At 43.1% G+C, this 24,438-nt stretch carries 21 protein-coding genes, 1 tRNA gene, 1 other RNA gene and 1 pseudogene; 1 reads left to right on the plus strand and 23 read right to left on the minus strand.

Annotated features, from left to right (window positions below):
- Window positions 1-162 precede the first annotated feature (162 nt).
- From FZ952_RS10330 to dnaG, 23 genes and pseudogenes are all read right to left on the minus strand, one after another.
- Window positions 163-250 (minus strand) — tRNA-Ser (locus FZ952_RS10330).
- A 38-nt stretch (window positions 251-288) separates the two neighbouring features.
- Window positions 289-1,113: a DUF695 domain-containing protein gene (locus FZ952_RS10335; protein WP_148881606.1), complete on the minus strand. Its 825-nt coding sequence runs from the start codon at window positions 1,111-1,113 to the stop codon at window positions 289-291.
- A 25-nt stretch (window positions 1,114-1,138) separates the two neighbouring features.
- Window positions 1,139-1,487: a transfer-messenger RNA gene (ssrA, locus tag FZ952_RS10340) on the minus strand.
- 294 nt (window positions 1,488-1,781) lie between these two features.
- Complete coding sequence (locus FZ952_RS10345; protein ID WP_148881607.1) at window positions 1,782-2,102, minus strand: hypothetical protein; 321 nt, start codon at window positions 2,100-2,102, stop codon at window positions 1,782-1,784.
- 11 nt (window positions 2,103-2,113) lie between these two features.
- Window positions 2,114-2,521 carry a helix-turn-helix transcriptional regulator gene (locus tag FZ952_RS10350; RefSeq protein ID WP_148881608.1) on the minus strand — a complete coding sequence of 136 codons (408 nt, stop codon included), beginning with the start codon at window positions 2,519-2,521 and terminating at the stop codon, window positions 2,114-2,116.
- 140 nt (window positions 2,522-2,661) lie between these two features.
- On the minus strand, window positions 2,662-3,342 hold the full coding sequence (locus FZ952_RS10355; protein ID WP_148881609.1) for a TIGR02206 family membrane protein: 681 nt from the start codon (window positions 3,340-3,342) through the stop codon (window positions 2,662-2,664).
- A 222-nt stretch (window positions 3,343-3,564) separates the two neighbouring features.
- Window positions 3,565-4,257 carry a TIGR02206 family membrane protein gene (locus FZ952_RS10360; protein ID WP_148881610.1) on the minus strand — a complete coding sequence of 231 codons (693 nt, stop codon included), beginning with the start codon at window positions 4,255-4,257 and terminating at the stop codon, window positions 3,565-3,567.
- A 3-nt stretch (window positions 4,258-4,260) separates the two neighbouring features.
- Window positions 4,261-4,799 (minus strand): annotated as a pseudogene (locus FZ952_RS10365) (DUF1697 domain-containing protein).
- A gap of 11 nt (window positions 4,800-4,810) precedes the next feature.
- Window positions 4,811-5,422: an NUDIX hydrolase N-terminal domain-containing protein gene (locus FZ952_RS10370; RefSeq protein ID WP_148881611.1), complete on the minus strand. Its 612-nt coding sequence runs from the start codon at window positions 5,420-5,422 to the stop codon at window positions 4,811-4,813.
- Window positions 5,409-6,782 carry a UDP-N-acetylmuramoyl-tripeptide--D-alanyl-D-alanine ligase gene (murF, locus tag FZ952_RS10375; protein WP_148881612.1) on the minus strand — a complete coding sequence of 458 codons (1,374 nt, stop codon included), beginning with the start codon at window positions 6,780-6,782 and terminating at the stop codon, window positions 5,409-5,411. Before murF ends, FZ952_RS10370 begins: the two co-directional genes overlap by 14 nt.
- Window positions 6,783-6,863: 81 nt before the next feature.
- The gene (locus tag FZ952_RS10380) at window positions 6,864-7,910 is read right to left on the minus strand and encodes a D-alanine--D-alanine ligase (protein ID WP_148881613.1); all 1,047 of its coding nucleotides are present in this window, start codon (window positions 7,908-7,910) and stop codon (window positions 6,864-6,866) included.
- A gap of 148 nt (window positions 7,911-8,058) precedes the next feature.
- Window positions 8,059-8,655 carry a recombination mediator RecR gene (gene recR, locus FZ952_RS10385; RefSeq protein WP_005589561.1) on the minus strand — a complete coding sequence of 199 codons (597 nt, stop codon included), beginning with the start codon at window positions 8,653-8,655 and terminating at the stop codon, window positions 8,059-8,061.
- A gap of 53 nt (window positions 8,656-8,708) precedes the next feature.
- Window positions 8,709-10,754 carry a penicillin-binding protein PBP2B gene (gene pbp2b / locus FZ952_RS10390; RefSeq protein WP_148881614.1) on the minus strand — a complete coding sequence of 682 codons (2,046 nt, stop codon included), beginning with the start codon at window positions 10,752-10,754 and terminating at the stop codon, window positions 8,709-8,711.
- A 163-nt stretch (window positions 10,755-10,917) separates the two neighbouring features.
- On the minus strand, window positions 10,918-11,610 hold the full coding sequence (locus tag FZ952_RS10395) for a phosphoglycerate mutase (RefSeq protein WP_037614357.1): 693 nt from the start codon (window positions 11,608-11,610) through the stop codon (window positions 10,918-10,920).
- Window positions 11,611-11,790: 180 nt separating this feature from the next.
- Window positions 11,791-12,243 carry a Fur family transcriptional regulator gene (locus FZ952_RS10400; protein ID WP_148881621.1) on the minus strand — a complete coding sequence of 151 codons (453 nt, stop codon included), beginning with the start codon at window positions 12,241-12,243 and terminating at the stop codon, window positions 11,791-11,793.
- 189 nt (window positions 12,244-12,432) lie between these two features.
- Window positions 12,433-14,007, minus strand: a complete 1,575-nt coding sequence (locus FZ952_RS10405) for a DEAD/DEAH box helicase (protein WP_148881615.1) — start codon at window positions 14,005-14,007, stop codon at window positions 12,433-12,435.
- Window positions 14,008-14,706: 699 nt separating this feature from the next.
- Entirely contained in the window at window positions 14,707-15,162 is a 456-nt protein-coding gene (locus FZ952_RS10410) for an SP_0198 family lipoprotein (RefSeq protein WP_148881616.1), read from the minus strand.
- A gap of 560 nt (window positions 15,163-15,722) precedes the next feature.
- Window positions 15,723-18,128, minus strand: a complete 2,406-nt coding sequence (gene pheT / locus FZ952_RS10415; RefSeq protein WP_148881617.1) for a phenylalanine--tRNA ligase subunit beta — start codon at window positions 18,126-18,128, stop codon at window positions 15,723-15,725.
- 245 nt (window positions 18,129-18,373) lie between these two features.
- Window positions 18,374-18,883: a GNAT family N-acetyltransferase gene (locus FZ952_RS10420; protein WP_148881618.1), complete on the minus strand. Its 510-nt coding sequence runs from the start codon at window positions 18,881-18,883 to the stop codon at window positions 18,374-18,376.
- A gap of 45 nt (window positions 18,884-18,928) precedes the next feature.
- Window positions 18,929-19,978, minus strand: a complete 1,050-nt coding sequence (gene pheS, locus FZ952_RS10425; protein ID WP_148881619.1) for a phenylalanine--tRNA ligase subunit alpha — start codon at window positions 19,976-19,978, stop codon at window positions 18,929-18,931.
- A 299-nt stretch (window positions 19,979-20,277) separates the two neighbouring features.
- Window positions 20,278-20,616, minus strand: coding sequence for a metal-sulfur cluster assembly factor (locus FZ952_RS10430; protein WP_037614365.1), 339 nt, complete (start codon window positions 20,614-20,616; stop codon window positions 20,278-20,280).
- 127 nt (window positions 20,617-20,743) lie between these two features.
- Entirely contained in the window at window positions 20,744-21,856 is a 1,113-nt protein-coding gene (gene rpoD / locus FZ952_RS10435; protein WP_062198728.1) for an RNA polymerase sigma factor RpoD, read from the minus strand.
- A 2-nt stretch (window positions 21,857-21,858) separates the two neighbouring features.
- Window positions 21,859-23,664, minus strand: a complete 1,806-nt coding sequence (gene dnaG / locus FZ952_RS10440) for a DNA primase (protein ID WP_148881620.1) — start codon at window positions 23,662-23,664, stop codon at window positions 21,859-21,861.
- 134 nt (window positions 23,665-23,798) lie between these two features.
- On the opposite strand from dnaG, the gene mscL reads away from it, so the two are divergent.
- Window positions 23,799-24,185: a large conductance mechanosensitive channel protein MscL gene (gene mscL / locus FZ952_RS10445; RefSeq protein ID WP_037614370.1), complete on the plus strand. Its 387-nt coding sequence runs from the start codon at window positions 23,799-23,801 to the stop codon at window positions 24,183-24,185.
- The last annotated feature ends 253 nt before the right edge of the window (window positions 24,186-24,438 follow it).

Genomic DNA, 24,438 nt, shown 5'->3' on the forward strand with positions numbered 1-24,438 from the left:
TGGCTTTCGGAATTTTGAAAACTTCAAAACTAGAATTCTCATCACTTTGAATATCAAAAAGGAGAGAACCAATTCGGTCCTCTCCAGATGTTAGCTGACATCAACCCACTACAGTTGACAAAGAGCCCAAAAAAACGCCCCACGGCGTTTCTTGACATACAACGGAAGACATGGGATTCGAACCCACGCACGCTTTTACACGCCTACTGCGTTTCCAACACAGCCTCTTAAGCCTCTTGAGTAATCTTCCATAAAAGAGAAAGACGAGCTTTCCCAAAACTTTATCCATTATACCACATTACAGCTCCAGCCGCTATACTTTCCACCATATTTTTTTGAAATTTCTACTAATTCCCAAACATTTGGATTGAGATGAGATAACTCAGTATCATCCAAGCGAGAAATCTGAATCTGATAGGGTCTTGTAGAATCCTGCAATTTATCTGTTGAAACAAGAGTATAGGCTAGCTTTTCAACTTCTAGTATCAATTCTGCCTGCGTCTCCTCAGATGTGCAACAAATCCAATGGTTTATTTCACGAATTTGATCATGATGATCGCCGCTTTTTTCTAATTCATACCAAATGCGCTGATTCAGAATTGTCTGATATTCATATTCATTTGGATAAAGAAATTCAAAATATTGGTTCCACTCAGGATCTACCAAAGTTGCCGAACTATATTGATAATCAGGAAACTCCTTCATCACACGAGAAATAGCAGCAACATGGCTCTGCTTATCTCTTAAATAATAGTAATATTCAATGTGTCCGTCCGTAATAACTGTTCCTACATAGATTCCGGAAATATCAAATAAAGCCTCTGACAGCGCGTCTTCAATCGCATTTAACTTCAGAAATTCATTATTTGTCGGAAATTTTGTTTCAGATTCCACATCCAGCAAGGCGATTTTCAAACGCATGGCATAAGAATACTGAGCATAGGGAGCTGCTTGAGCCAGAGCAAGATTCAAACGGATACTAGCTACTTGGTCATCAATAAGAGTTGAAAAAGAGCCCCATTCATTTGGAACTTCCTCTAAAACAACGGGAGCTTCCTCAGTTTGTAGCTGATTTTCTTGGTTTTTACCAAAAATTTTTTCAAAAAAGCTCATATGTCAAAACCTCTTTTACATATCCCAATGGAGCCGGTGGGAGTCGAACCCACGTCCAAACACCTGCCAACATATTTGCCTACGACCATAGGCCATGTCTTCATTTAACTTAGCTTTGACACATGGCTCAAGCCCAAGCTAAGCGAGTCTATCAATCTCTTGTAAAAACCCTAGACTTAATTTTACCGTAGCTTGCTCATAATAAGACCGGTCATCAGACACAAGCAATCCGAATCAGGTCACGCTGGCTGTTTTTTAGGCAGCTAAAGCGTAAGAATTGTTATTTTTTGCAGTTATATTTAACTGGCGTTTTACATCCGCTAGATGAGTCGCAAAACATGCCTCATAATGCCTGTCGAATCCGTAACGACCCCAAGACAGTAATCTATTATACCAAATATCGGTTTAGAATGCAAAAATAATATTCATTGCCCACAGCAGGAAATCACCAGAACTTCTGCAAAGCAAGAATCTCTAATCTATAAAACTGCTATAACCTATAAATTTATACCAAATACTCTTCTAAAATAGCCTGTACTCTAAAAGCTCTATTTTTCTACTCAAACTCAACTAATTTCTCAAGACTATCAGAACACCAATGTCACTAATCTCAAAAAATAGAATCGTCTGAAAAGGCGATTCTTTCCTTTCTGTCAATAAAATTTCCATTAAAATCTGACAATGACACTGCTAAAGAGGAAAATTACAAAGATTAAGATTAAACCCAGTAAATAGAGCAGGCGGTATTTCCTAGTTTCCAGCTCTTCTTTTTCTTCTGCTGTCATGGAAAAAATGGCCTTGTTCCGTTTTAAGAGATAGAGGATCAAGTCTTCTCCTCTTTGCCCACCAGTTGTTAAGAAAGCCCAAAATTTCGGGTATTTCATTCCACGAATGGAAGCGTCTAATTCAACCAACTTAAACAATTGATACACAAACAGTCCATTTGTCACTACAAGCAAACCAATCAAGGTCCATACATACCAAGTCATGATAAAACCTCCTATATTTTTCGAATAATCTGCACCAAGATATAGCCAGTCGTGCTGATGACTAGCGCTACTGCCAACAAGGTCAGCAGATAACTTTTAGAGATGGGAATAATAAAAATAAAGAACAGAAATAACAGACAAATATTACATAAAAAGGCCAGTAAAATCTTTCGATTACTCTTGACAGTATTGGTCGAATCTTCCAAGTGCTGAATCATGCTCTCATCTCCTTTCAGCAATTCGTCCAAGCTAACCTGATACAAGTCGCTTCGTTGTAAGACATATAAAATATCCGGATAAAATTTTTCTGTTTCCCAATTTGAGATAGTTTGTCTTGAAACATTTAATTCTTCTGCGACACTTTCCTGTGTCATGCCACACATTTGCCGCGCTTTTTTTAATTTTTTGCCAATTTCCATTACCCTTCTCCCATCTTTCTACCTTCATTTTACTCTTTTCTTGCCTAAAATCTAGCAAATTTTTTTGACATTGGGCAAAATAAAGGAAAAATCCTGCCAAATGAACTTGACAGGAGCTACAAATTTGAAATAATTCGATTTTAGATGAGTTCTAACTGTTTTTTCCACCGTTTTTTAAATAATGCATCAAAGAGTATCAGGGCGGCTGACAAAATAATCGACACAGCTAGATATTTTACTAAAAGGCTGTACTCACTGATAAAGGGAGGTCGAGCGAGTAAACCGTAATTGCCCCCTGTCATCTGATTGACACCGACAAGGAAGGCATTGAGACCAAAAGTGTAGAGGACAATCATATACTTCTTGAGCTGGGTCTTGTCATAGTGATTCAGCAAGTACAGCAGGGAGTTGACCAAAAGGGCATAGTGACCAATCAAGAAAGAAAAGCTGGTGATATGTGGAAAATCATAGGGGTCAAAGACGGGATAACCTAAAGCAAAGAGCGCTCCGCTGGCTCCTAAAAGAGCAAAATACTGCTTGCTGCGCCATTTGTCTGGCAGAAAAACCACTGCAAACATAGCCAAACGGCAATGGTACAGGGGCAAACTATTCGCCAAGGGAAGCTGAAAACCCACATACCAGCTGTAAAGAAGACCCAGCTGAAACAGCTGAAGGATTTTCATACTTTTGATAAAAGTCGCGTTCTTGTGGTACTTTATCGTCGCATAGATAGACAGCAAAAGCAGCGCCATCATCAAAGAGTAGGCCAAAGCGGAAATAAAGGGTGGCTCAGTTTGGTTGGTCGTCAAAAAATGATGCATCTGGTTTCCTTTCTAATTCTAAAACCTGTTTTATTCAACTAACGGTCTCCTTTTGCAAAACATTTAAGCTTTGAAAAGTCTCCACAAAAACGACTGCGTCAAGAAGCTTTATCTTTTTAGTATATCTCGTCAGCTATGTTCAATTAACTCAGGTATCGTAAGATTTTCCCTAGATTAGGAGTGAGATCAATCTTGATTTGGCAAAAGTATGAATACAGGTTCTTATTGAGTCAGTCTCTCTGCTTGTTTTTCTCTCATTCCTTTAAAGAAATAGGAAAATAGGAGTAAGGCAGTCGCTAAAACCAAAGATACATTAAGATAATTACCAAGCATACCGTGATCTCCCACCAAAGGAGGATTCTTTAAGAAACCGTAGTCACCGCCGGTTGCGATATTTGCAATTAAAATCAAGAAATTTAAGCCAAAAGTAATTTCCACAATGCGACGATAGGACAGCCTCAGACTATCATAGTTCTTCATCAAGTAAATAATTGAATTGCCCAAAAGTGCAAAATGCCCGATGAAAAATGAAAAGAGGGTGACATGCGGAAATGGATAGGGGTCCAAAATCGGATAAACAATCGCGCAGATCGGACCAAATACTCCCAGCAGAGCAAAATATTGCTTGTAAGGGACTTTATCTGGTAAAAGCAAAACGGCAAACATGGCAATCCGGCAATGGTACAGGGGAAGACTCTCAGATAGAGGCTCCTGAATGGCCAAATACCAGCCGTATAAAAATACCAATTGCACAATTTGAGCGATTCTGAAAAAAGTCTGCATTTTCTTTCGCTCAAAAAAACGGATCGCTAGATAGATGACAGACACCAATCCGACCATCATCAGAATATAGGCGAACGGCGTCATCATAGGCGGTTCTGTTTTGTGACTAGTAAAAAAATCTAGTAAATTCATTTGTCAATCTTTCATCCTAATAAATAAATTTTTAACGACACTAAGCTTTCTGGTCGTAGCAACGATTCCTAATTTCTTTTCTAAAAAATTATTATTTAGCTTCTTTTTCGCAGCATCTCGTGGTAAGTACTTATAAAGGCAGCTCGAGCCCCTCTCAAATATCTCGCCCTCAAATGCTAGACTTTGAATCTTTGCCAACTTCTGCCTGTCGAGCTCATGATTGGTAAAGATCAGATGGATCCTAGAAAGATTACAGGCTGCAGGAAATGGATTTTCAGCAATCACCAATTCTAATCTAAATCAGCTTTCTTCTTAATAACAACCGACAGGTTGGCTCCAATTTGCTGAAGAATACTTTGGTGAATCTGATTGGCTAAAGCCTCAGCGGATAAATCTATTTCGCAAAGGATATTGCCCGACTGGATATAGGTTGAAGCACTGCGCAGACCAGAAGCTTCCAAAATCTCTACCAATTCACTCATCTTGGGTATCCTATTCGGCCCCGTCGGCATGACACCGCGCAGCAAGGCTAGATATTGCATACTGTTCTAATCTAATCTAAGTATTGTTCTCGTTTGCCCTGATAGATTTCCCAGAGAAGCTGCATCTGCTCTTTTGTTATCCTTTTCTCAGATAAAAGAGGCAAATTCTGCGGGTCAAAGAAATTCAGTTCTGAGATTTCTAAATTGGGCTGAAAATCTCCCTCTTCCAGCCGACATTCAAACACGAGCTTAACATACTGCTTGCTTTGTGGCTGAAATTTATTGCTATCAAAGACAGCCAGCAAGCGTACTACGCTAGCTTGAAATCCCGTTTCTTCCTGAATTTCTTTTAGTACATTCTCTTTTGGGGAAAAACCAACTTCGCAGAAACCACCTGGCAGAGCCCATGTCTCCTCTTGCTGTCCTCGTACTAGACAAATCTTGCCCTGCTGAACGATAAAAGCTCGGACATCGACCAAAGGAGTCGCATAAAAATCTGTCGGTCGGAGCAAGTTAGAAAGTTCCTCTTGATCCAGATGGCTGGTCTCGCTTAGCAGCTGATTTAGATTATCTCTGATATCCGCATAGCGTTCTCGATCAAAGTCACTGGCAGCAAAAGACAGACCTGTATCCGTTATCGCCAGCAGTCGCTGGAGAATCAAAGCAACATCAGTTGTCTCCATGCTCCAATACCTCCACTAGTTTATCCAACTTCATCGAATTACTGCCCTTGAGCAAGATTTGGTCGGCTGATTGCAACCAAGTCGTAACAGTCTTGGTCAAATCTTCAAACTGATCCTTGTCAGCATTTTTAACAAAATAATGCACCCGATTTGGTGGGTAGATCTCCCGAGCGTAGACATAGAGGGCTTCCATATCCTCTCCATAGAGGAAAAGGTCAGTAATAATCTCAGGGTTGAGACTGGTAATCATGGCTCCGTGCATCAGCTTGGAGTCAGCTCCCAGCTCCTTCATATCGGCTAATACTGCAGCCTTGCGGCCTCCCTGACTAGCTGGAATCGTTGAGAAGGTCTCAAGAATCAAGCGCATGGCTGTTGGATTGGCGTTGTAGACATCTGACAGGATATCGGCTCCATTAGCCGCCTTCTTCCACTCGGTTCGATTACGAGTCAGCTCTAGCTGGGCAAAAGCCTGACGAACCGCCTGCTCACTGACCCCCTCCTGCAAAGCTACGTAAGACGCAATCATGGCGTTGGTCGCATTGTATTTGCCAGTCACAGGCAAGTCAATCGCCTGTTCCAGAAAATTTGCTTCAAAGGTCAGGCTGTCCTTGCGCTCCTCTAATCGAGTCAAGAAAATATCTGCATCGGGACCAAAGCGAATCACTTTTTGCTGGTCTGGCAGAAAATCATTGACGATCTTATCAGCCGGAGCCAAGAGCAGACCACCTTTCTTCATGCCATCCGCAATCTGCATCTTGCCTTTGGCAATCTCAGCACGACTTCCGAAAAATTCTAAGTGAGCTTCGCCAATCAAGGTCACAATGCCTGTTTTCGGCTTAGCAATTTCAGACAGAAGATGGATGTCTCCCAAGTGGTCCTGCCCCATTTCCAGAACTAGCTTTTCTGTATCATCGGGCATGTGGAGCACCGTGTAGGGCAGGCCGATTTCATTATTATAATTCCCTTGGGTTTTATAGGTTTTATAGCGAGTAGCCAATAGCTGAGCCAGCATATCCTTGGTTGTAGTCTTCCCATTGGAGCCTGTCACAGCGAGCACATCTACGGCTGTCTTTTCCAGATAATATTGAGCCAAGCGCTGAAAAGCCGCCAGCACATCATCGACCAAAATATACGGTCCTTCTTCCACTGGACGCTCAGACAAGGTAGCTGCAGCACCTTGAGAAAAAGCTGTCACGATAAAATCATGGCCGTCACGCGCCCCCTTAAGCGGGATAAAAAGATCTCCCACCTCAATCAAACGGCTGTCAAATTCAGCTTTGTTTAAAGCTACATCTTCAAAACCTGACACATCATTTTTAGCCCCCAATACAGAAGCGATTTCATGCAAAGTTAATTTCATTTCTTCTCCTAAAAGAAAGAGTGAAAGTAAAGCCCTGTTCAACGAAACTAAGCTTAGCCTTCCACTCCCTATTTTATCTTCTTAAAGCAGGTGAGCTTCGCGTTTTTCGAAGGCTTCCTGAGCCAAAATTACTAATTTCTCAATCAAATCGGAATAAGGTAGCCCCATATTTTCCCAAAGTAAAGGATACATAGACCATTGAGTAAAGCCAGGCATGGTATTGAGCTCATTGAGGAAAATGTCGCCATCCTCTGTATAGAAGAAATCACAGCGCGCCAATCCCTGTCCACCCAAGGCTCGAAAGGCCGTCTCAGCATTTGTACGCATTCCTGCAATAACCTCGTCCGAGATTTTTGCAGGAATATCCATGGTAATCCTATTGTCAATATACTTGGCCTCGTAATCGTAGAAAGCTACATCCTTGACTACTTCGCCTGGCAAGGTGCTCTTGACAGCATAATTTCCTAAGAGACCAACCTCAATCTCACGCGCATTGACTCCCTGCTCAACCAAGACACGGCTATCGTACTTGAAGGCCAAATCCAATGCTGCCCGCAGCTCCTCTTGATTCTCAGACTTGGAAATACCCACACTAGAGCCCATATTAGACGGTTTGGTAAAAATCGGATAAGTCAATTTTTCTTCGATTTCGGCAATTTTTTCTGCGAGATTTTCTCCCTCAATCACCGCTACATAAGGCACCTGTGGGATTCCAGCAGACTCCAGAATGCGTTTGGTGGTAATTTTGTCCATGGCAACACTTGAAGACAAGATATTGCAGCCCACATAAGGAAGCCGCAGCACTTCAAGAAAGCCTTGAATAGAGCCATCCTCGCCCATTGGTCCATGAAGAACAGGAAAGACAACTGCATTGTCCTGATAAATATCACTTGGCTTCACTTGCTGTGAAATATCAACCGTTTCATTGGTCATGAGCTTTTCATCTGCAGACGGCTTTTCTGTGAATTCCTGCGTTTTGATAAAATCGCCAGCTTTTGTGATGAAATAAGGCTTGACAGAAAATTTGTCATAGTTGACAGCTCGCATGACACTCTCAGCCGACAAGACTGAAACTTCTCGCTCCGCACTGCGGCCACCGTATAGTAAAATCAAGGTTTGTTTGACCATTATCTTATCCTAACATTTCTAGCTATAAGTTCATTTTGGGTTGCCCCATCTTCTTTTTAGACTGTTTCAGTATACCATATTTCCCTGCATTTTTGAATAGAAAAAAGACTCCCAAAACTGTTTTTCAGCAGGAAATCTTTCTTTCATCTTACAATTCTGTCCGATTTTCAATCGCTCGGAGCAGGGTCACTTCATCTGCGTATTCAATATCAGCGCCCACAGCCAGTCCGCGGGCCAGACGAGTCACCTTGATACCTGCAGGCTTGAGCACACGAGAAATATACATAGAAGTCGCTTCTCCGTCAGCCGTTGCATTGGTTGCCACAATCACTTCCATCACTTGGCTGTCCATCAAGCGAGTCAAGAGACTCTTGAGGTTGATATCATCTGGTCCTACCCCATTCATAGGGGAAATAAGGCCATGAAGAACATGATAAAGGCCGTGGTATTCTTGGATATTTTCCATGGCAGACACATCGCGGCTATCCTCAACGATGAGGATCACAGTCTGATCGCGCGTTTGATCTGTACAGATGGCACAGGGATCATCGTCCGTCAGATTACCACAGATGGAGCAGTAAGTCAGCTCGCGCTTGGCAGCAAGTAGATTTTTGGCAAATTCATTGACATCATCGTCACTCATCCCGATGGTATAAAAGGCCAAACGAGTAGCCGTCTTGATGCCGATACCCGGCAGCTTGGAAAAACTGTCAATTAACTTAGCGATAGGGGTTGGATAAAGCATAATGGTAATCGTTGAGCAGTAAAATAATCAGCAAATTCTACTGCTTTTCCTTTCTAATTCATAGGGTGCTGTTGGTTATAAAGATTGATAATATCACGAGTGATACTGTGGCTGACCGTTGAGGAAAGGTCAGTATTATGTGGAAAGACTACAGCCACAGCTATTTTAGGACTGCCGCTTGGTGCATAGGATACGACATTGGTGTTGATGGCGGATGTGCCACCATTGACGTAGGTTTCAGCCGTCCCCGTTTTAGCACTGATGGAGACCGTCGCACCCTGCGCAATCGTACGGCCAGTTGTTAAACCACTCCCTCCATTCACTACCTGATAGAAACCTTGTTTTAAAAGAGCCATATTTTCCGCAGAAATATTCACCTGATTCAGTTCTTTTGTTTCCTTTTTCTCAATCAGGTCTCCCAGTCCGCCTTGCTCATTATTGCCATAAATCCCTTCTACCAGATGCGGAGCCACCCGTTTCCCATTATTGGCAACCGTCGCAGCATACTGAGCGAGCTGAAGAGGTGTGTAGTTGTCAAACTGACCGAAAGCATTGGTAATGTAATTACTTACTGTGAAATCTTTTGGAATATAACCTGTTGATTCATTAGGCAAGTCGATGCCCGTTGATGCCCCTAAGCCATATTCTGCAAAAACAGAGCGCAGCTTTTCCATCGCGGTATCAAGATTATCTGAACTTAATGCCATATTCGGAGTGTAGGGAGTCCCTAACATATTCAGAGCAAGCTGAACCATATAAGTATTCGATGAATACTCCAGCGCCTCAACCGCCGTAATGGAGCGAGAACCAAAGGACGTAAACCAAGAATTAATCGGAGCAGAGCCCGCAAAGGTAATCGGCTGATCGACCAAGGATTGATTACCAGAAATAGCTCCGTACTGCCAACCAGCAGTCAAAGTGGCCGCTTTGACGACCGATCCAGGAACAAAAACATTGGTAATGGTCCCTAAAGCATCCGCAGAGACATCGCCCGTTTCCAAATCGTGCTTGACACCAGCTAGAGCTAGAATAGAGCCCGTATCTGGATCCATAGCAACGGCATAAACTCCTTCAGAATAAGTCGCATTTCCGCTGCTCAACTCGGTATTAAAGGCACTTTTGAGGATATCTTCAACTCCCTGCTGGAAAGATAAATCAATAGTCAGCTTCAGATTATCTCCCTTACTGCCGTCTGAAATTTTTTCTACACTTTCCATATTGCCGTTTTTATTGAGATGAATCTCTTTTACAGCTCGCTTCCCTTGGAGGGTCGATTCATACTCCTTTTCAAGATAGGAAGTCCCCACTCGATCATTTAGAGAGTAGCCCTTCTTAAGATATTCATCTACCTCTTCTACCGGCAGACCGGCTTTCTCTGTGGAAATATTCCCCACGATTGACGCAAGAGAAGTGTCCAATACTTTCCTGTCCCAGCTTGTTGAAATGCTAATTCCCGGAAGGTCTTTTTCACTTGAAGCTAAAATCGCAATCTGCTCTGTTGACAATGTATCCGTCTGAATAGTTCCCGTTGAGAAGTTTGAAATGGCATTCATTTGGCTGAAGAGCATAATTGCTTTTTTTTCATCATCCGTATAACCCAATTTAGACGGATCAATACTTTCCACTGCCGCCTTATAAATTTTTGACTCTTCCAAACGATTGCCATCGGTATCAAATTTTTCATTTTTAGGCAGCTTTTCAACGACCTCGCGATAGACGTCCTTATCGGCCAGATAATAATCGACTGCTTGTCTATCAGTCACGGCTATATCACTGACTGTGACATAATTGAGTAATTTTTGAGCTGTCTCACGAATTTCTCCAGCGGTAGCTTTATTATCTCGTGTATAGGTTACTACTTGTTTCGTTGTATTTTCAACCAAGGGATTTCCAGCAGCGTCATAAATCTGCCCTCGGACCGAGCTTGTTGTTATTCTTGTTTTGCTGGCCTTAGCCAATTTATCCGTATAAAACTTCTGATTGATAACTTGCATATAGCCCAGACGAACAATCAAGGTCAAAAATAATACCCCTACGATTCCAAACAGCAGGTACAATCTTCTCGTGATTGAATGGCTATCAAATTTTCTCTTCGACATCTTTTCCTCATTCTTATATAAATGTTCTGACTCTTATTTTACCACAAATCCCCACTGATGAATGGAACAAATTACACAAGACTTTTAAAATTCCAAATATGAATCTGGCGAATCCGCCTTCGAACAGACTTAAAAAGCCCTGCTTGGCAGGACTTTGTACTTCTTATTTTCCAAGATAGTATTCTTTTACTACGTTTAATTTTTCATCAAACTCAAATACAAGAGGAGGGAAGTTTGGAATTTCTACTCCCATGATTTCATCATCAGACAATTGTTTGATGTGTTTTACAAGAGCGCGGATAGAGTTTCCGTGTGCACCAACGAAGACATTTTTACCATCTTTAAGAGCTGGAGCAATTTTATCTTCCCAGAAAGGAAGAGCACGTTCCAAAGTAACTTTCAAGTTTTCAGCATCTGGTACTACTGTGTCATCAAGATTAGCATAACGGCGATCGCTGTGCGCTGAATATTGATCATCTCTGGCCATATCTGGAGGCAAGACATCATAAGAACGACGCCAAATGTGAACTTGCTCGTCACCAAATTGTTCTGCTGCTTCGGCTTTGTTTTTACCAGTCAGACCACCATAGTGACGTTCGTTCAAGCGCCATGATTTTTCAACTGGTACCCAAAGTTGGTCTGAATATTCAAGAGCCAAATTAGTTGTTTTAATAGCACGTGTCAATACTGATGTGAAAGCAATATCAAACTCAATTCCCGCTTCTTTGATCAACTTACCAGCGTCGATTGCTTGTTGGGTTCCTTTTTCAGAAAGGTCTACATCAGCCCAACCAGTGAAGAGGTTTGCTTTGTTCCATTCAGACTCACCATGGCGAGCAAAAACTAATTTTACCATTAGAAGTTCTCCTTTTATTTTCCGAGGTTGTCCTCGTTTATCTATTCTATTTTACAAAATTTTTCGTTAAAAAGCTAGTCTAAGTAAGAGAAACATAAAAAATTCACAAATGAATAAGCTAGGCAAAGAAAATCTTTCCTAAACAAAAAAAGAAGTTTCAAAATGAACTTCTTTTCAATTTTATCCCGCTTGAGCAATTTGCTCCTGACAGACTGGACAAATTCCATAAACTGTTGTCTGAGCATTGGTAATTCGATAGCCAGTTTGTTTTTCAACTTCCTCTTTGACATCCGGTAAATTAAGGTCCATATCAGCAATACGACCGCATTTTTCACAAATCACATTGAGATGCTGATGTCCCATAAAATCAAAGTAAGTCGTTGTATCATTACGGACTTTAAGCTCTGCCACAAATCCCTCATCAATCAGAACTTTAAGATTATTGTAGACAGTCGCCAAACTCATGTGCGGAAATTCTGGCAACAAAGCCTGATAAATCATCTCGGCACTAGGATGATCACTGCTATTAATAATAAAAGCAATAACTGCTTTTCTGGTTTCAGTAAGCCGAACACCCTTCATTCGCAGATGTTCTGTCACTTCCTGATAATACTTTTCATTCTGTTGGTTCATCATATATTCAACTCCATACATACCATTAATAATCTCATTCCATTATACCACGACTGAAAAAAGTTTACTATTAAGAATGATTGTAAATAAAGCAAAATTCACAAATTTTTTTCAAAGCAAAAAGAGAGCGATATTCGCCCTCCTACTGCTAGCATGGGAATGTTAGTCACTACAGCCGACAAGCATCCATTATTTGTCACCCTTGTTACGGATGACAAATCCGGTTTTCTTTTCGCTGGAAGTACGGTGTGGCCGTTCATTTCCTTTACTCTCGAAATCACGACTGTTCTTGTTTGACTTACGTTTAAAGTCACGACGGCCACCATCTCGGTCCTCACGTCTCCCACGACGCTCACGGCCTTGGTCGCCTCGACGACCGTTGCCACGGCCGCTCTTCCCTTTGCCGCCAAAGCCGCCACCAGATGGCTTAAATGGCAATGGTTTTTCACGGGCAATTTCTACTTCAGGAAGAGTATCTGGATCTTGCACCGTTAGGCTGAGGATATACATAGCCAGCTCTTCTGGACTGAATTCTGCTGCCAACTTGCGAGCATCCTTGCCAAATTTCTCAAAGTTAGAGCGAATGCTTTCATCCGCAAAATCACGTTCAATCTTCTTAAGGGCAACTTTTTTCTTAGCTTGGAAAGCTTCTTCCGCAGTCGCTGGCTTGAGGCCTTTCATGCGCTTCTTGGTTAGATTTTCGATAATCTGCAGATAACCCATTTCATTTGGTGCTACGAAAGTAATAGACTGACCTGACTTACCAGCACGACCAGTCCGACCAATCCGGTGAACATAGCTTTCTGGATCCTGAGGAATATCGTAGTTGTAGACATGGGTCACACCAGAAATATCTAAACCACGCGCAGCCACATCTGTCGCAACCAAGACATCCAGATTGCCGTTTTTAAAGTCGCGCAGAACGCGAAGGCGCTTGCCTTGATCCAAATCACCATGGATACCCTCTGCTCGGAAACCACGGATTTTCAGGCCACGAGTCAGCTCATCCACCCGGCGCTTGGTCCGGCCAAAGACGATTGACAGCTCTGGCTGCTCCACGTCCATCAGGCGGGTCATGGTGTCAAATTTTTCATTTTCCTTGACACGGATATAATACTGATCTACCAGCTCCGTCGTCAGCTCTTTAGCCGCAATCTTGACATGCTCAGGCTCCTTCATAAACTTAACACCGATGCGCTTGATAGCATCCGGCATGGTCGCTGAAAAGAGCAAGGTCTGACGTTCTTCTGGTACATGTGAAATGATCGACTCAATGTCTTCCAAAAAGCCCATGTTAAGCATTTCGTCCGCTTCGTCCAAAATCAGAGTTTCAATCTGATTCAGCTTAAGAGCCTTGCGCTTAATCAAATCCAAGAGACGGCCAGGCGTTCCTACGACAATATGCGCACCTGATTTTAGGGCCTTGATTTGCTTTTCAATACTAGAGCCACCATAGACAGAACGTACCTTGACACCCTTGCTGCGACCAAAGCGGAAGAGTTCTTCCTGACTCTGCACAGCCAATTCACGGGTCGGAGCGATAATCAGAGCCTGCACCGCAGGATTATCTGTATCAATCTTTTCCAGAGTTGGGAAGCCAAAGGCTGCTGTCTTTCCTGTCCCTGTCTGAGCCTGACCAATGACATCCTTACCTGCCATGGCAAGTGGAATCGTCTGTTCTTGAATAGGGCTCGCTTCTACAAAGCCAGCTTTTTCAATCTCTGCTAACAATTCAGCAGATAAATGTAATTCATTAAATTTCAATGTTCTTCTTCTTTCTAAAGGCGGTGCGAAGCCACCTTATAAGGCATTTTTACTCTTTGAAAATCAGTCAAAAGGCTAATAATCTCTAAGCATTAGCTAATTCTCAGGAGAATGATAGGTCGTTGATTAGCCGGATATTTTGTATCCTTTTAGTATATCTGCAACCTGCGTTGCTGGTTCTCATTCTTTGAAAATCAACTTAGTTACTTGCAACTTACCCAGTATACCACAAAGTAAAGTCAAAAGATAGGAATTATACGCAAGATTTTGTTTATATTGGAAATTTTTTGAAACTTTTTTGAAAATATACCTCTAGTTTCATACAAAAATACAAGAAAGAGAGGAAAAGATGCCAGCCTACTTCTTCTTAAAAAATATCCTCCAATTCAACTCAATTTCAATCTAGTCTTTCTTCCTCTGGAAAGCACCACCCTGTCGCCCCTCTCCAGCTTATCTGGAAAAAGCGCATCCCTCCCACCGCTCCTACCCAAGTTTTTCTGGATGAAGTTGAAAAGCAAATTGAAATGACAGAATTAGGTAATTGAGAACAAACACGTCCTTAAAGAAAATTGGATAAAAAAAAGAAACAAGTAATGGATTCAGCTCATAGACTGAAACGTATCTTGTTTCTTTTTTATACGTTTAGTATCCGCTATCTTCACTGCTCCTCCTGTTGTCCAGAGCAGTTTGAGAAACGGCTTACTGCTTGGTAAAGGTCAGAGTATCTGGATCATCATCCAGTTCGTCTACTATCAGCTGATTACCATTTTGGCGATAGCTTTTAACATCGTCACCGACAATCAATCTTTGATTAGCTGTATCTACTTGTACCTGCTTAATTTCCTTACTGCCATCTACCTCGGTTTCTGTCCAAGTACCAGTCTTACCATTAATTTCTAGGACATATTGGTCACCATCATAGTCGCTTGCCTGATAGCTTCCGTCTAGATTACTAGTCTGACCTTCATTGGCTGAAGAAGTCTGACTAGAGGAAGATCCTGTCGAAGAGCTAGTTGATGACTGCGAAGTCTTGTTTTGCTCAGACTGGGTCGAAGTGGTATTTCCTCCCTGATTCGCATTACTTGAGCAAGCAGCTAATAGGACTGCTAGTGTCAGAGATAGAATTCCGATAAAGGCTTTTTTTGAAATAGTCATATCGCTTTCTCCTTTTTCTACATTTGTAGTCTATATTTATATTCTACACTTGTCTGTCTCATTTGTCAAGAATTTGCTATTCTCTCTGAAAAATGTCCGGATAGCAAGCAGATGAGCTGTGACATAATCAATAGCTCACATCAATTACATATTGATTGTCGTTTTTTTGCTTCCTTTCAAACCCCAATTGCGCATTATAAGAATCTACAGTAGCTTGTAACCTTTTCTGCTCTTCTTATAAGGTTTCATCCTCAGGTATATCAATTAAGCCATTCATCATTTTAGCTCTCTGGATTATCATCGGACTCTCATGTAATTTTTCTTCTTTTCGCTCGGATTTCAACCGTTCTAAGCCATTACTATAGCTCTCACCACTGCTGTTTAGTGATTAAATTGCTCCGATGATAAGCAAAAATCCTAATAAGCTCATCCCACATAATTTCTCTTATCTTCCATAGCAATTTCCTTTATGTTAAGCTTGAATACTATAAATGATGGCTTTTATAAAGCGCTATTCATTGAGAAAAGCAGCCCCAAAGGACTGCTTCTTCTTATCTATACTACCGTACTTCTGCTCCGATATTTTCTTCCAATGATTTTTGGATTTTTTCCATGTATTTAGCCACTTCTTCGTCAGTCAGGCTAGATTCTGGATTTTGGAAAGTCAGGCTGTAGGCCATGGATTTGAGGCCGACACCCAGCTTGTCCCCAGAGAAGATATCAAAGAGCTTAATATCTGTCAAGCGCTTGACACCAGCTGCTTGGATAGCATCAAGGACCTCTTGGTGAGTGATTTCAGCCTTGAGCAAGAGTGCCACATCACGGCTGACAGCTGGGAATTTAGTGATTTCTGTAAATGGCTGTGCTGGCTGGAGCTGCTCTTCGATAGCAGACAGATTGAGCTCAGCCACATAAGTTTCAGGAATATCGTAAGCCTTGGCTGCCGCAGGATGGACCTGGCCGACAAAGCCGATAGGCTGGCCATTGATAGAGATCAAAGCAGTCCGACCAGGGTGCAGGCTCTTAATCTGACTGCTAGCCGTATACTCAGCTGTCAAGCCTAACTTAGCAAAGAGTGCTTCCACTACACCCTTAGCATAGAAGAAATCAACTGCTACTGGCTTGGTCTGGAAGTCTTTTTCATTAACCAGACCTGTCAAAGCAAAGGCAAAGCTATTGATTTCATTTGGCAGTTCTTCCTTAGGATTGCCAGTCTGCTCAAAGACTTTTCCAATCTCATAGAGAGCTAGATTCTTATTTTTACGAGCTACATTGTAAGCTAGGGAGTCCAAAATGCCAGAAACCATGTTCTGACGAAGAACGGAGCGCTCCACTGTCATCGGCCACATGAGCTCAGTCAAGTTACTAGGATTGAGAGTGAACTCAATCGCCTTGTCTGGCGTCGTCAAAGCATAGGTGATGATTTCTGTCAGCCCAGCTCCCTCTGCTAAGGTCCGTACTTGACGACGCAATTGTTGCGTTGCAGTCAATTCACCGGCAGTCCCGTCATCTTTTGGCAGGCTAGCTGGTAATTTGTCATAGCCGTAAATGCGGGCAATTTCTTCATAGAGATCCGCTTCGATTGCAATATCCCAGCGACGGCGAGGTACACTGACAGTGAACTGTTCAGCACTTCCTGACAAGCCAAATCCAAGTCTGCGGAAGACATCAACGATATCTGTATAGAGCAAGTCTGTTCCCAGCACACGGTTGACATCCGCGAGACTGGACACCACTTCTACATCACTAGTGTCTAAGCTACCAGCGGATACGATACCAGCCTGAACAGTTGCACCTGCCAAGTTCGCAATCATACTTGCTGCCGCGTCCAAAGCTTCATTAACAGTTGCTACATTGATGCCTTTTTCAAAGCGGGAAGATGATTCAGAACGAAGATTAAGGCGCCCGCTGGTCTTGCGGATTGATTTACCATCAAAAACAGCCGCCTCCAGAACAACACGAGTGGACTGGCCAGAGATTTCAGTCGCTGCTCCGCCCATGACACCAGCCAAAGCCACTGGCTTATCCGCCACAGTAATGACTAGGTCGCTAACTTCCAGCTCGCGCTCTTCGCCGTCCAGCGTCACCAGTTTTTCACCAGCACGCGCTTCCCGCACGACAATCTGGTCACCCTCAAAAGTATCCAAATCAAAGGCGTGCATGGGCTGACCAAAGTAGAGCAGGATGTAGTTGGTCACGTCCACTACATTGTTAATCGGACGGATTCCTTCGTTCATGAGGAGATTTTGCAACCACTGAGGACTTGGGGAAATGGTGACATTTTCCAAGATACGAGCTGCGTAATAAGGGGCTTTCTCTGTCTCAAGGGCCACTGAAAGACTGTCAGCTGCTTGCTTTTCATCCTCCACCAGCGGAAAATCTTTGAAATGCACTGACTTGTCATAAATCGCAGCCACTTCATGAGCCACCCCACGCATAGACAGAGCATCTGCCCGGTTTGGCGTGATAGAAAGCTCGATAATCTCATCGTCCAAGTCTAGATAAGAGAAGACTTCCTCACCCGGCACTGCTTCTTCAGGCAGGATTTGAATGCCATCCGCAAATTCCTTTGGCACGACAGAATCAGAAATACCAAGCTCACTGAGAGAGCAGATCATGCCCAGTGACTCCAAGCCACGGATTTTTCCTTTTTTAATCTTATAATTGTCCGCAATGCGAGCACCTGGCAAAGCCACCATGACCTTGATGCCTGCGCGAATATTTGGAGCACCGCAGACAATCTGACGGTTCCCCTCTTCTCCGACATTGACTTGGCAGACATGCAGGTGGGTATCAGGAACATCCTCACACGATACTACCTCACCAACAACAATTTTTGACAGGCCAGCAGCTGGTGATGTCACACCTTCCACTTCAATTCCTGTCGTTGACATTTTCTCAGCCAGCTCAGCGCTCGCCACATCAATGTCTACTAACTCTTTTAACCACTTATAACTTACTAGCATATTTAAGATACCAAGGGCGTCAAAAACGACTGAAAAATAGGAGATTTGCTAAGCATTCGACGAATGATCGCAAATCTATCTTTTTTCCGAGTTTTTAGCCCGGGTTCAATTCCTTTCTCTATTCTATCGCTGAGAAACTTGACCGACCAAATTTTAGGGATTTGTCTGAAATCCTGATTTCAGAAACAAATCATCTAAATTTAAAGCTTTTAGGTCGTATCATTTCCTCTCTTTAAATTTTCTTGTTATTTCAATTTCTTGCGCAGCAGCCAGTCTGTGTCTACTGTTTCACCAGTGACATAGTCGTGCTGGCTGAATTTTTCAAAGCCGTATTTAAAGTAAAATTCTTGGGCTCTGAAATTCTTTTCCCAGACACCCAGCCAGACCCAGTCAAAGCTACGTTTTTCGGCTTCTTCTAAGGCAAATTCAAACATCTCCTTGCCAAAGCTTTGACCATGATAGGCTTTTAAGACATAGATTCTCTGAACCTCAAAGGCCTGTGGCAGTTCTTGCTCCGTTTGAGCCTGTCCCCAGTTAAACTTGAGAAAACCAGCAATTTCACCGTCTTTGACAACAAAATAAGTCTCTGACTCAGGATCTGCCAGTTCCTTTTTGATAGTCGCAAGCGACAGCTCATTGTCAAAATAATGAGCCATGTCAGCTTCCTTGATAAAGGGACCAAAGGTTTCTTGATAGGTCGCGACTTCCAACTCTCGCAGGATGCTCGCTTCTTCTTTCTTGACTCTGACTAGCATACTGCACTCCTTTCTCAGAAAAGCTGCATCTATGAATACAGGTTTCTACTTAAACTGCTGAGAAAAACGAATATCTCCTTGGTAGAATCCACGAATGTCGTTGATACCGTAGCGGAGCATAGCTACCCGCTCTTGGCCAAGACCAAAGGCAAATCCAGAGTATTTCTCTGCATCAATGCCGCTCATTTCCAACACGCGCGGATGCACCATACCAGCTCCCATAATCTCAATCCAGCCTGTCTTCTTACAGACATTACAGCCGGCACCGCCACACTTGAAGCAGGAAACATCCACTTCAACAGATGGTTCAGTGAACGGGAAGTAAGACGGACGCAGACGGATACTGCGATCTTCGCCGAACATCTTCTGTACAATCAGCTGCAGCGTTCCTTGCAGGTTGGCCATGGAAATATTTTCACCTACCACCAAGCCTTCAATCTGATGGAACTGGTGGGAGTGGGTCGCATCATCAGTATCCCGACGGAAAACGCGCCCTGGTGAAATCATCTTAAGCGGTCCTTTAGAGAAATCATGGGCATCCATAGCTCGCGCCTGTACCGGACTGGTGTGGGTTCTCAGCAGAATCTCCTCTGTAATGTAGAAAGTGTCCTGCATATCCCGTGCTGGGTGGTCCTTAGGCAGATTCATCCGCTCAAAGTTGTAATAATCCTTCTCCACTTCAAATCCGTCAACGACCTGATAGCCCATTCCGATGAAAATATCTTCGATTTCCTCACTAGTCTGACTAAGAATATGTCGGTTCCCTACTAGAATTTGACGACCTGGCAGGGTCACATCCAAGGATTCCTCAGCCAGTTTCAAAGCCACCAATTGCTCTTCCATCTCTTGAGCCGTCTTTTCAAAGGCCGCTGTCAGAATATCACGTGCTTCGTTGACGTGCTTTCCAATAATCGGCCGCATTTCAGCTGAAATATCCTTCATACCTTTCAGGACTTCAGTCAGCGAACCCTTCTTACCCAAGACTGCTACACGCAAGTCCTGCAGTTCCTTTTGATTCTCAGCCTTAAGCTGCTTGAGAGAAGCTAGAGTCTCTTCACGCAGGCTTTTCAGTTGTTCTTCAATCGTTTTCGTCATTTTCCCTCCAAAATAAAAAGCGCGTCAATCTCCATAAGCGGAGCGTTGACACGCGGTACCATCCGTTTTTTATCTGGCAAGCCAGACCTTACTTATCAATCCTAGAGCAAGTGAATTCGCCTAGCTTTCATCTAGAGAGCTTTCAGTCGCTGGCTCCCCTCCCTGTTAAACTTCCCCTAGGTTACTGGTCTTGCGGATTGCTATTTAGTTACGTTTCATTCTACCAGATTTTACTAACTTTGGCAAGGGAAATTCCATTATCAAACAAGAAAAACCTGCATCAAAGCAGGTTCCTTTACTCATTTAATCCCCAAGGCAATGCGGGCATATCGGCTCATCTTTTCCACTGTCCAAGCAGGATACCAGACCAGCTTAACCTCTGTCTTGGTCACTTCAGGGACATCTGTCATGGCATCATAGATTTGGTCGGTCAAAAGATCCGCTAGCGGGCAACCCATGGTCGTCAGAGTCATGTCAATTTCTGTCTCACCAGTGTCCCCATCAAAGCGAATTTCATAAATCAGTCCCAGATTGACAATATCAATCCCAAGCTCAGGATCAATAACCTGCTCCAAACTTTCTAAAATACGAGTTTTGATTCCCTCTATTTCTTGGGATGTATAATTTTTTTCTGACATGCAATACCCTCCTTATAGATATGGCAGAAATAGCAAGCTAGCTTGAGGTTTTCCAATTTTTAAACAGAATTTGCCAAACCGACGCTTCCTATCAAAACATTTTTGCCCTCTCGCCTTTCTCCGTTTCTTAATCTTCAATAAAATCTCTGAGTGGTTTGCTGCGGCTTGGATGGCGGAGTTTGCGCAGGGCTTTAGCCTCAATCTGCCGAATCCGCTCTCGGGTGACATTAAAGACCTTACCAACATCTTCCAGTGTCCGCATTTTTCCATCATCCAGACCAAAGCGCAAACGCAAGACATTTTCCTCGCGGTCTGTCAAAGTATCCAAGACTTCGTCCAACTGCTCACGGAGAACGACACGAGTTGTGTAGTCAACTGGATTCTCAATTACTTCATCTTCGATAAAGTCCCCCAGATGACTGTCATCTTCCTCACCGATAGGGGTCTCCAGCGAAACTGGCTCCTGAGCAATCTTGAGAATCTCACGAACCTTATCTGGTGTCATATCCATGCGCTCAGCGATTTGCTCTGGTGTTGGATCCTGACCTAATTCCTGCAAGAGATTGCGTTGCTCGCGAACTAGCTTATTGATGGTTTCCACCATATGGACCGGAATCCGAATAGTCCGAGCTTGGTCGGCAATCGCACGAGTAATCGCCTGACGAATCCACCATGTTGCATAAGTTGAAAACTTAAATCCTTTGGTGTAATCAAACTTATCAACGGCCTTCATCAGTCCCATATTTCCTTCTTGAATCAAATCAAGGAACTGCATACCACGGCCAACATAGCGCTTAGCAATGGAAACAACCAAACGAAGATTGGCCTCAGCTAGACGCTGTTTGGCTTCCAAATCTCCCTGCTCTACCAAGATCGCCAACTCCTGCTCTTCTTCATTGCTGAGAAGCGGCACAACTCCGATTTCCTTCAGATACATGCGAACTGGGTCATTGACCTTGGCTGAATTGCTCCCTAGGAGCTCTTCATCCGTCAGCTCTGCCTCTTCCTCTTCAGTATTCAAGACACGCGCGCTAGGATTTCCTTCCTTATCCGTGATAGAAATGCCCGCATCCTGAATACGCTGCAGCAAATCCTCAATCCCATCAGCGTCCAAGGCGAAGGGGATGACCAGTTTGTCGTTTATTTCATCATCCGTTGCTGCACCCATTTGCTTGTGATTGCGGATGAATTCTGCAATTTGAACGTCTAATGTTGTTACTTCTTTTTGTTTTGTAGCCATACCTACTCCATTCTTCTTTTTTGTGCGATAAAGCGCTCCACCTCTAATATAGCGGCATCGTCATCTCCAGTATGCAAAGCTTCTCGAACCTTTTTGCTAATCAGCTGATTATTCTTTCGAAGCAATTCGCGTTCCCTAGTCAGCTCAACTTCTGCCAATTCTCCATCTTCCATCTCCTCTGGCAAATCTTCTTCCAACATCCGATACCAGACCTGCTGGACTCTGTCAGATAATCCCGACAAATCCTGCGAGGTCACTTCGCCGTTTGCCAGTAAAAGCTCATAAAGCTCTTGCAGTTCTACCGTATCAAAGGTAAAATCTGCACGCAGCCGATAGCTGTTTAAAACCAGCGGATTATGTACCATACGATAAAGAATATGGATTTCTGCCTTCATTAGCCGTGATAGCTGCTTGGATACTGGTATATCGACCACTAGAGGTCGTCCCGTTGATCCTGACTGCTGCTGGCTCCGACCATTTCGCTCGGCCAAGCGGCTATTATTGACCGTCTGCTCCACCTGCTGATAATCAAAATCTGGTAACAGCTCAGCTAACATATAAATATAAGAGTTCTGAGCTGTAATGGACCGTGTCTGAGCGATGATAGGTGCCATCTGCTCCACAAACTCAATCTGGGCCTGCAGGTTTTCGATATTATCCGGTTTAAGATAACGTAGAAGAAACTCCACATTACTAATTCGCGTTTTGGTCAGAAATTGTCGTAATTCCTCGGCAGAATTTTTGGCAATAAATTCATCTGGATCCATATTGTCAGGAAGAGAGACGATTTCCACCGTCATATCCCGCAGCTCCTCTAAAGCCTTGGCTGTCGCAGCTTGACCAGCCCTGTCTCCATCATAAGTCAGAATAATTTTCTTACAATATTTACGCAGATGCTGGACATGCTCAGGTGTTAGAGCCGTCCCCATCGAAGCTACTGCATTTTCAATTCCGGCTCGATAGGCCGCAATCACATCCATGAAGCCTTCCATCAGATAAACCTCATGGCTTTTTTTGATGACCGGCTTGGCCTTATCCAGATGATAGAGCTCGTAGCTCTTATTGAAAATAGCGGTACTGCGACTGTTCTTATACTTGGCCTGATGACCATCTGAAGCCGTCGCCTGCCAAATCCGACCAGAAAAGGCCACGATCTGGCCGCTATCATTGGTCAGAGGAAACATAATCCGGTTCTGAAAAGCATCATAGACCAAATTGTTCTCTGCCAGATTGAAGAGACCTGAGTTCATAATGGTATGCTCATCAAACTTACCAGCCATACTCTTGTGAAGGTAATTACCTTCATTGGGAGCTAGACCGATTTGAAAATGCTTAATAACCTCATCCGTCAGCCCGCGCTGGTAGAGATAGGCTCGCGCTTCTTCTCCCATCTTGGTCGTCATTAGAACAGCATGATAAAACTTAGCCGCCTCGGTATGAATATCGTAGAGAGCCTGATGCGGATGAGCCTGTCTCGGTCGATCCTTGCCCGCTGTCTCTACAGCCAAGGAAATTCCTCCCCGCTCTGCTACAAGCTGAACAGCCTCCATAAAGGAAATGCCTCGGTAGTCCTCGATAAATTTAAAAACATCTCCTGACTTACCACATCCGAAACAATGGTAAAACTGTTTGTCCTCTACAACATTAAAGGAAGGCGTTTTTTCACCATGAAAGGGACAAAGTCCCAGAAAATTTCTCCCAGCCTTGGTCAAGGCTACTGTTTCTCCTATGACATCGACGATATTGACACTATTTTTTATTTCAGAAATGGTTTCTTTATCCAATAGACAATACCTCCAATTTATCATAGAATATCACTCTATATTTTATAATAAAATGAGGCAAATGTAAAATATTTGATAGAGAAATGGCTTGAAAGAATCATTTATTTGAGCTATAATAAAATTTCAAATAGTAACTCATTTTTTGAAAGGAAAAAGAAATGTTAAAGGATTTGAAAGAATTTTTGCTTCGCGGTAACGTGATTGACTTGGCAGTCGGTGTTATCATCGCCAATGCTTTTGGAGCAATCGTCACTTCACTGATTCAGGATGTTATCACTCCTTTGTTCCTCAATCCAGCTTTGAAAGCTGCTGGCGTGGAACAAATCGCTGGTTTAAAATGGAACGGAATTGCTTACGGAAGCTTCTTAAGCGCAGTAATCAACTTCTTGGTAATCGGTACTGTCCTCTTCTTTATCGTCAAGACTGCTGAAAAAGCACAAAACCTTGCTAAGAAGAACGAAGAAGCTGCTGAGGAAGAGCCAGCTGGACCAACTGAATTGGAAGTCCTACAAGACATCAAAGCTTTGCTTGAAAAGCAAAACTAATCCTCAAGGAAAGGCACTGATGAATCGTCAGTGTTTTTTTGTTTCTTATTTTTAGAGAAGAAAAAAACGGCTCTATAATTTCTGTAGTGGGTAAAACCACCATAGGGATTATGGAGCCTATTTTGCTGTAGAAAACATACTAAGATTAGTAGTGAAGAAATCTCCGACGGGAGAGAGTACTCACTACTTTTTCTTTATGTTAAAGTAGTGGTGTCTTGTAAAGTCGTAGGGCTCTATGGCGCTAGACGTCGCT

Origin of the sequence: Streptococcus sp. Marseille-P7376 (genome assembly GCF_902460385.1) — a bacterium.
GTDB lineage: Bacteria > Bacillota > Bacilli > Lactobacillales > Streptococcaceae > Streptococcus > Streptococcus sinensis.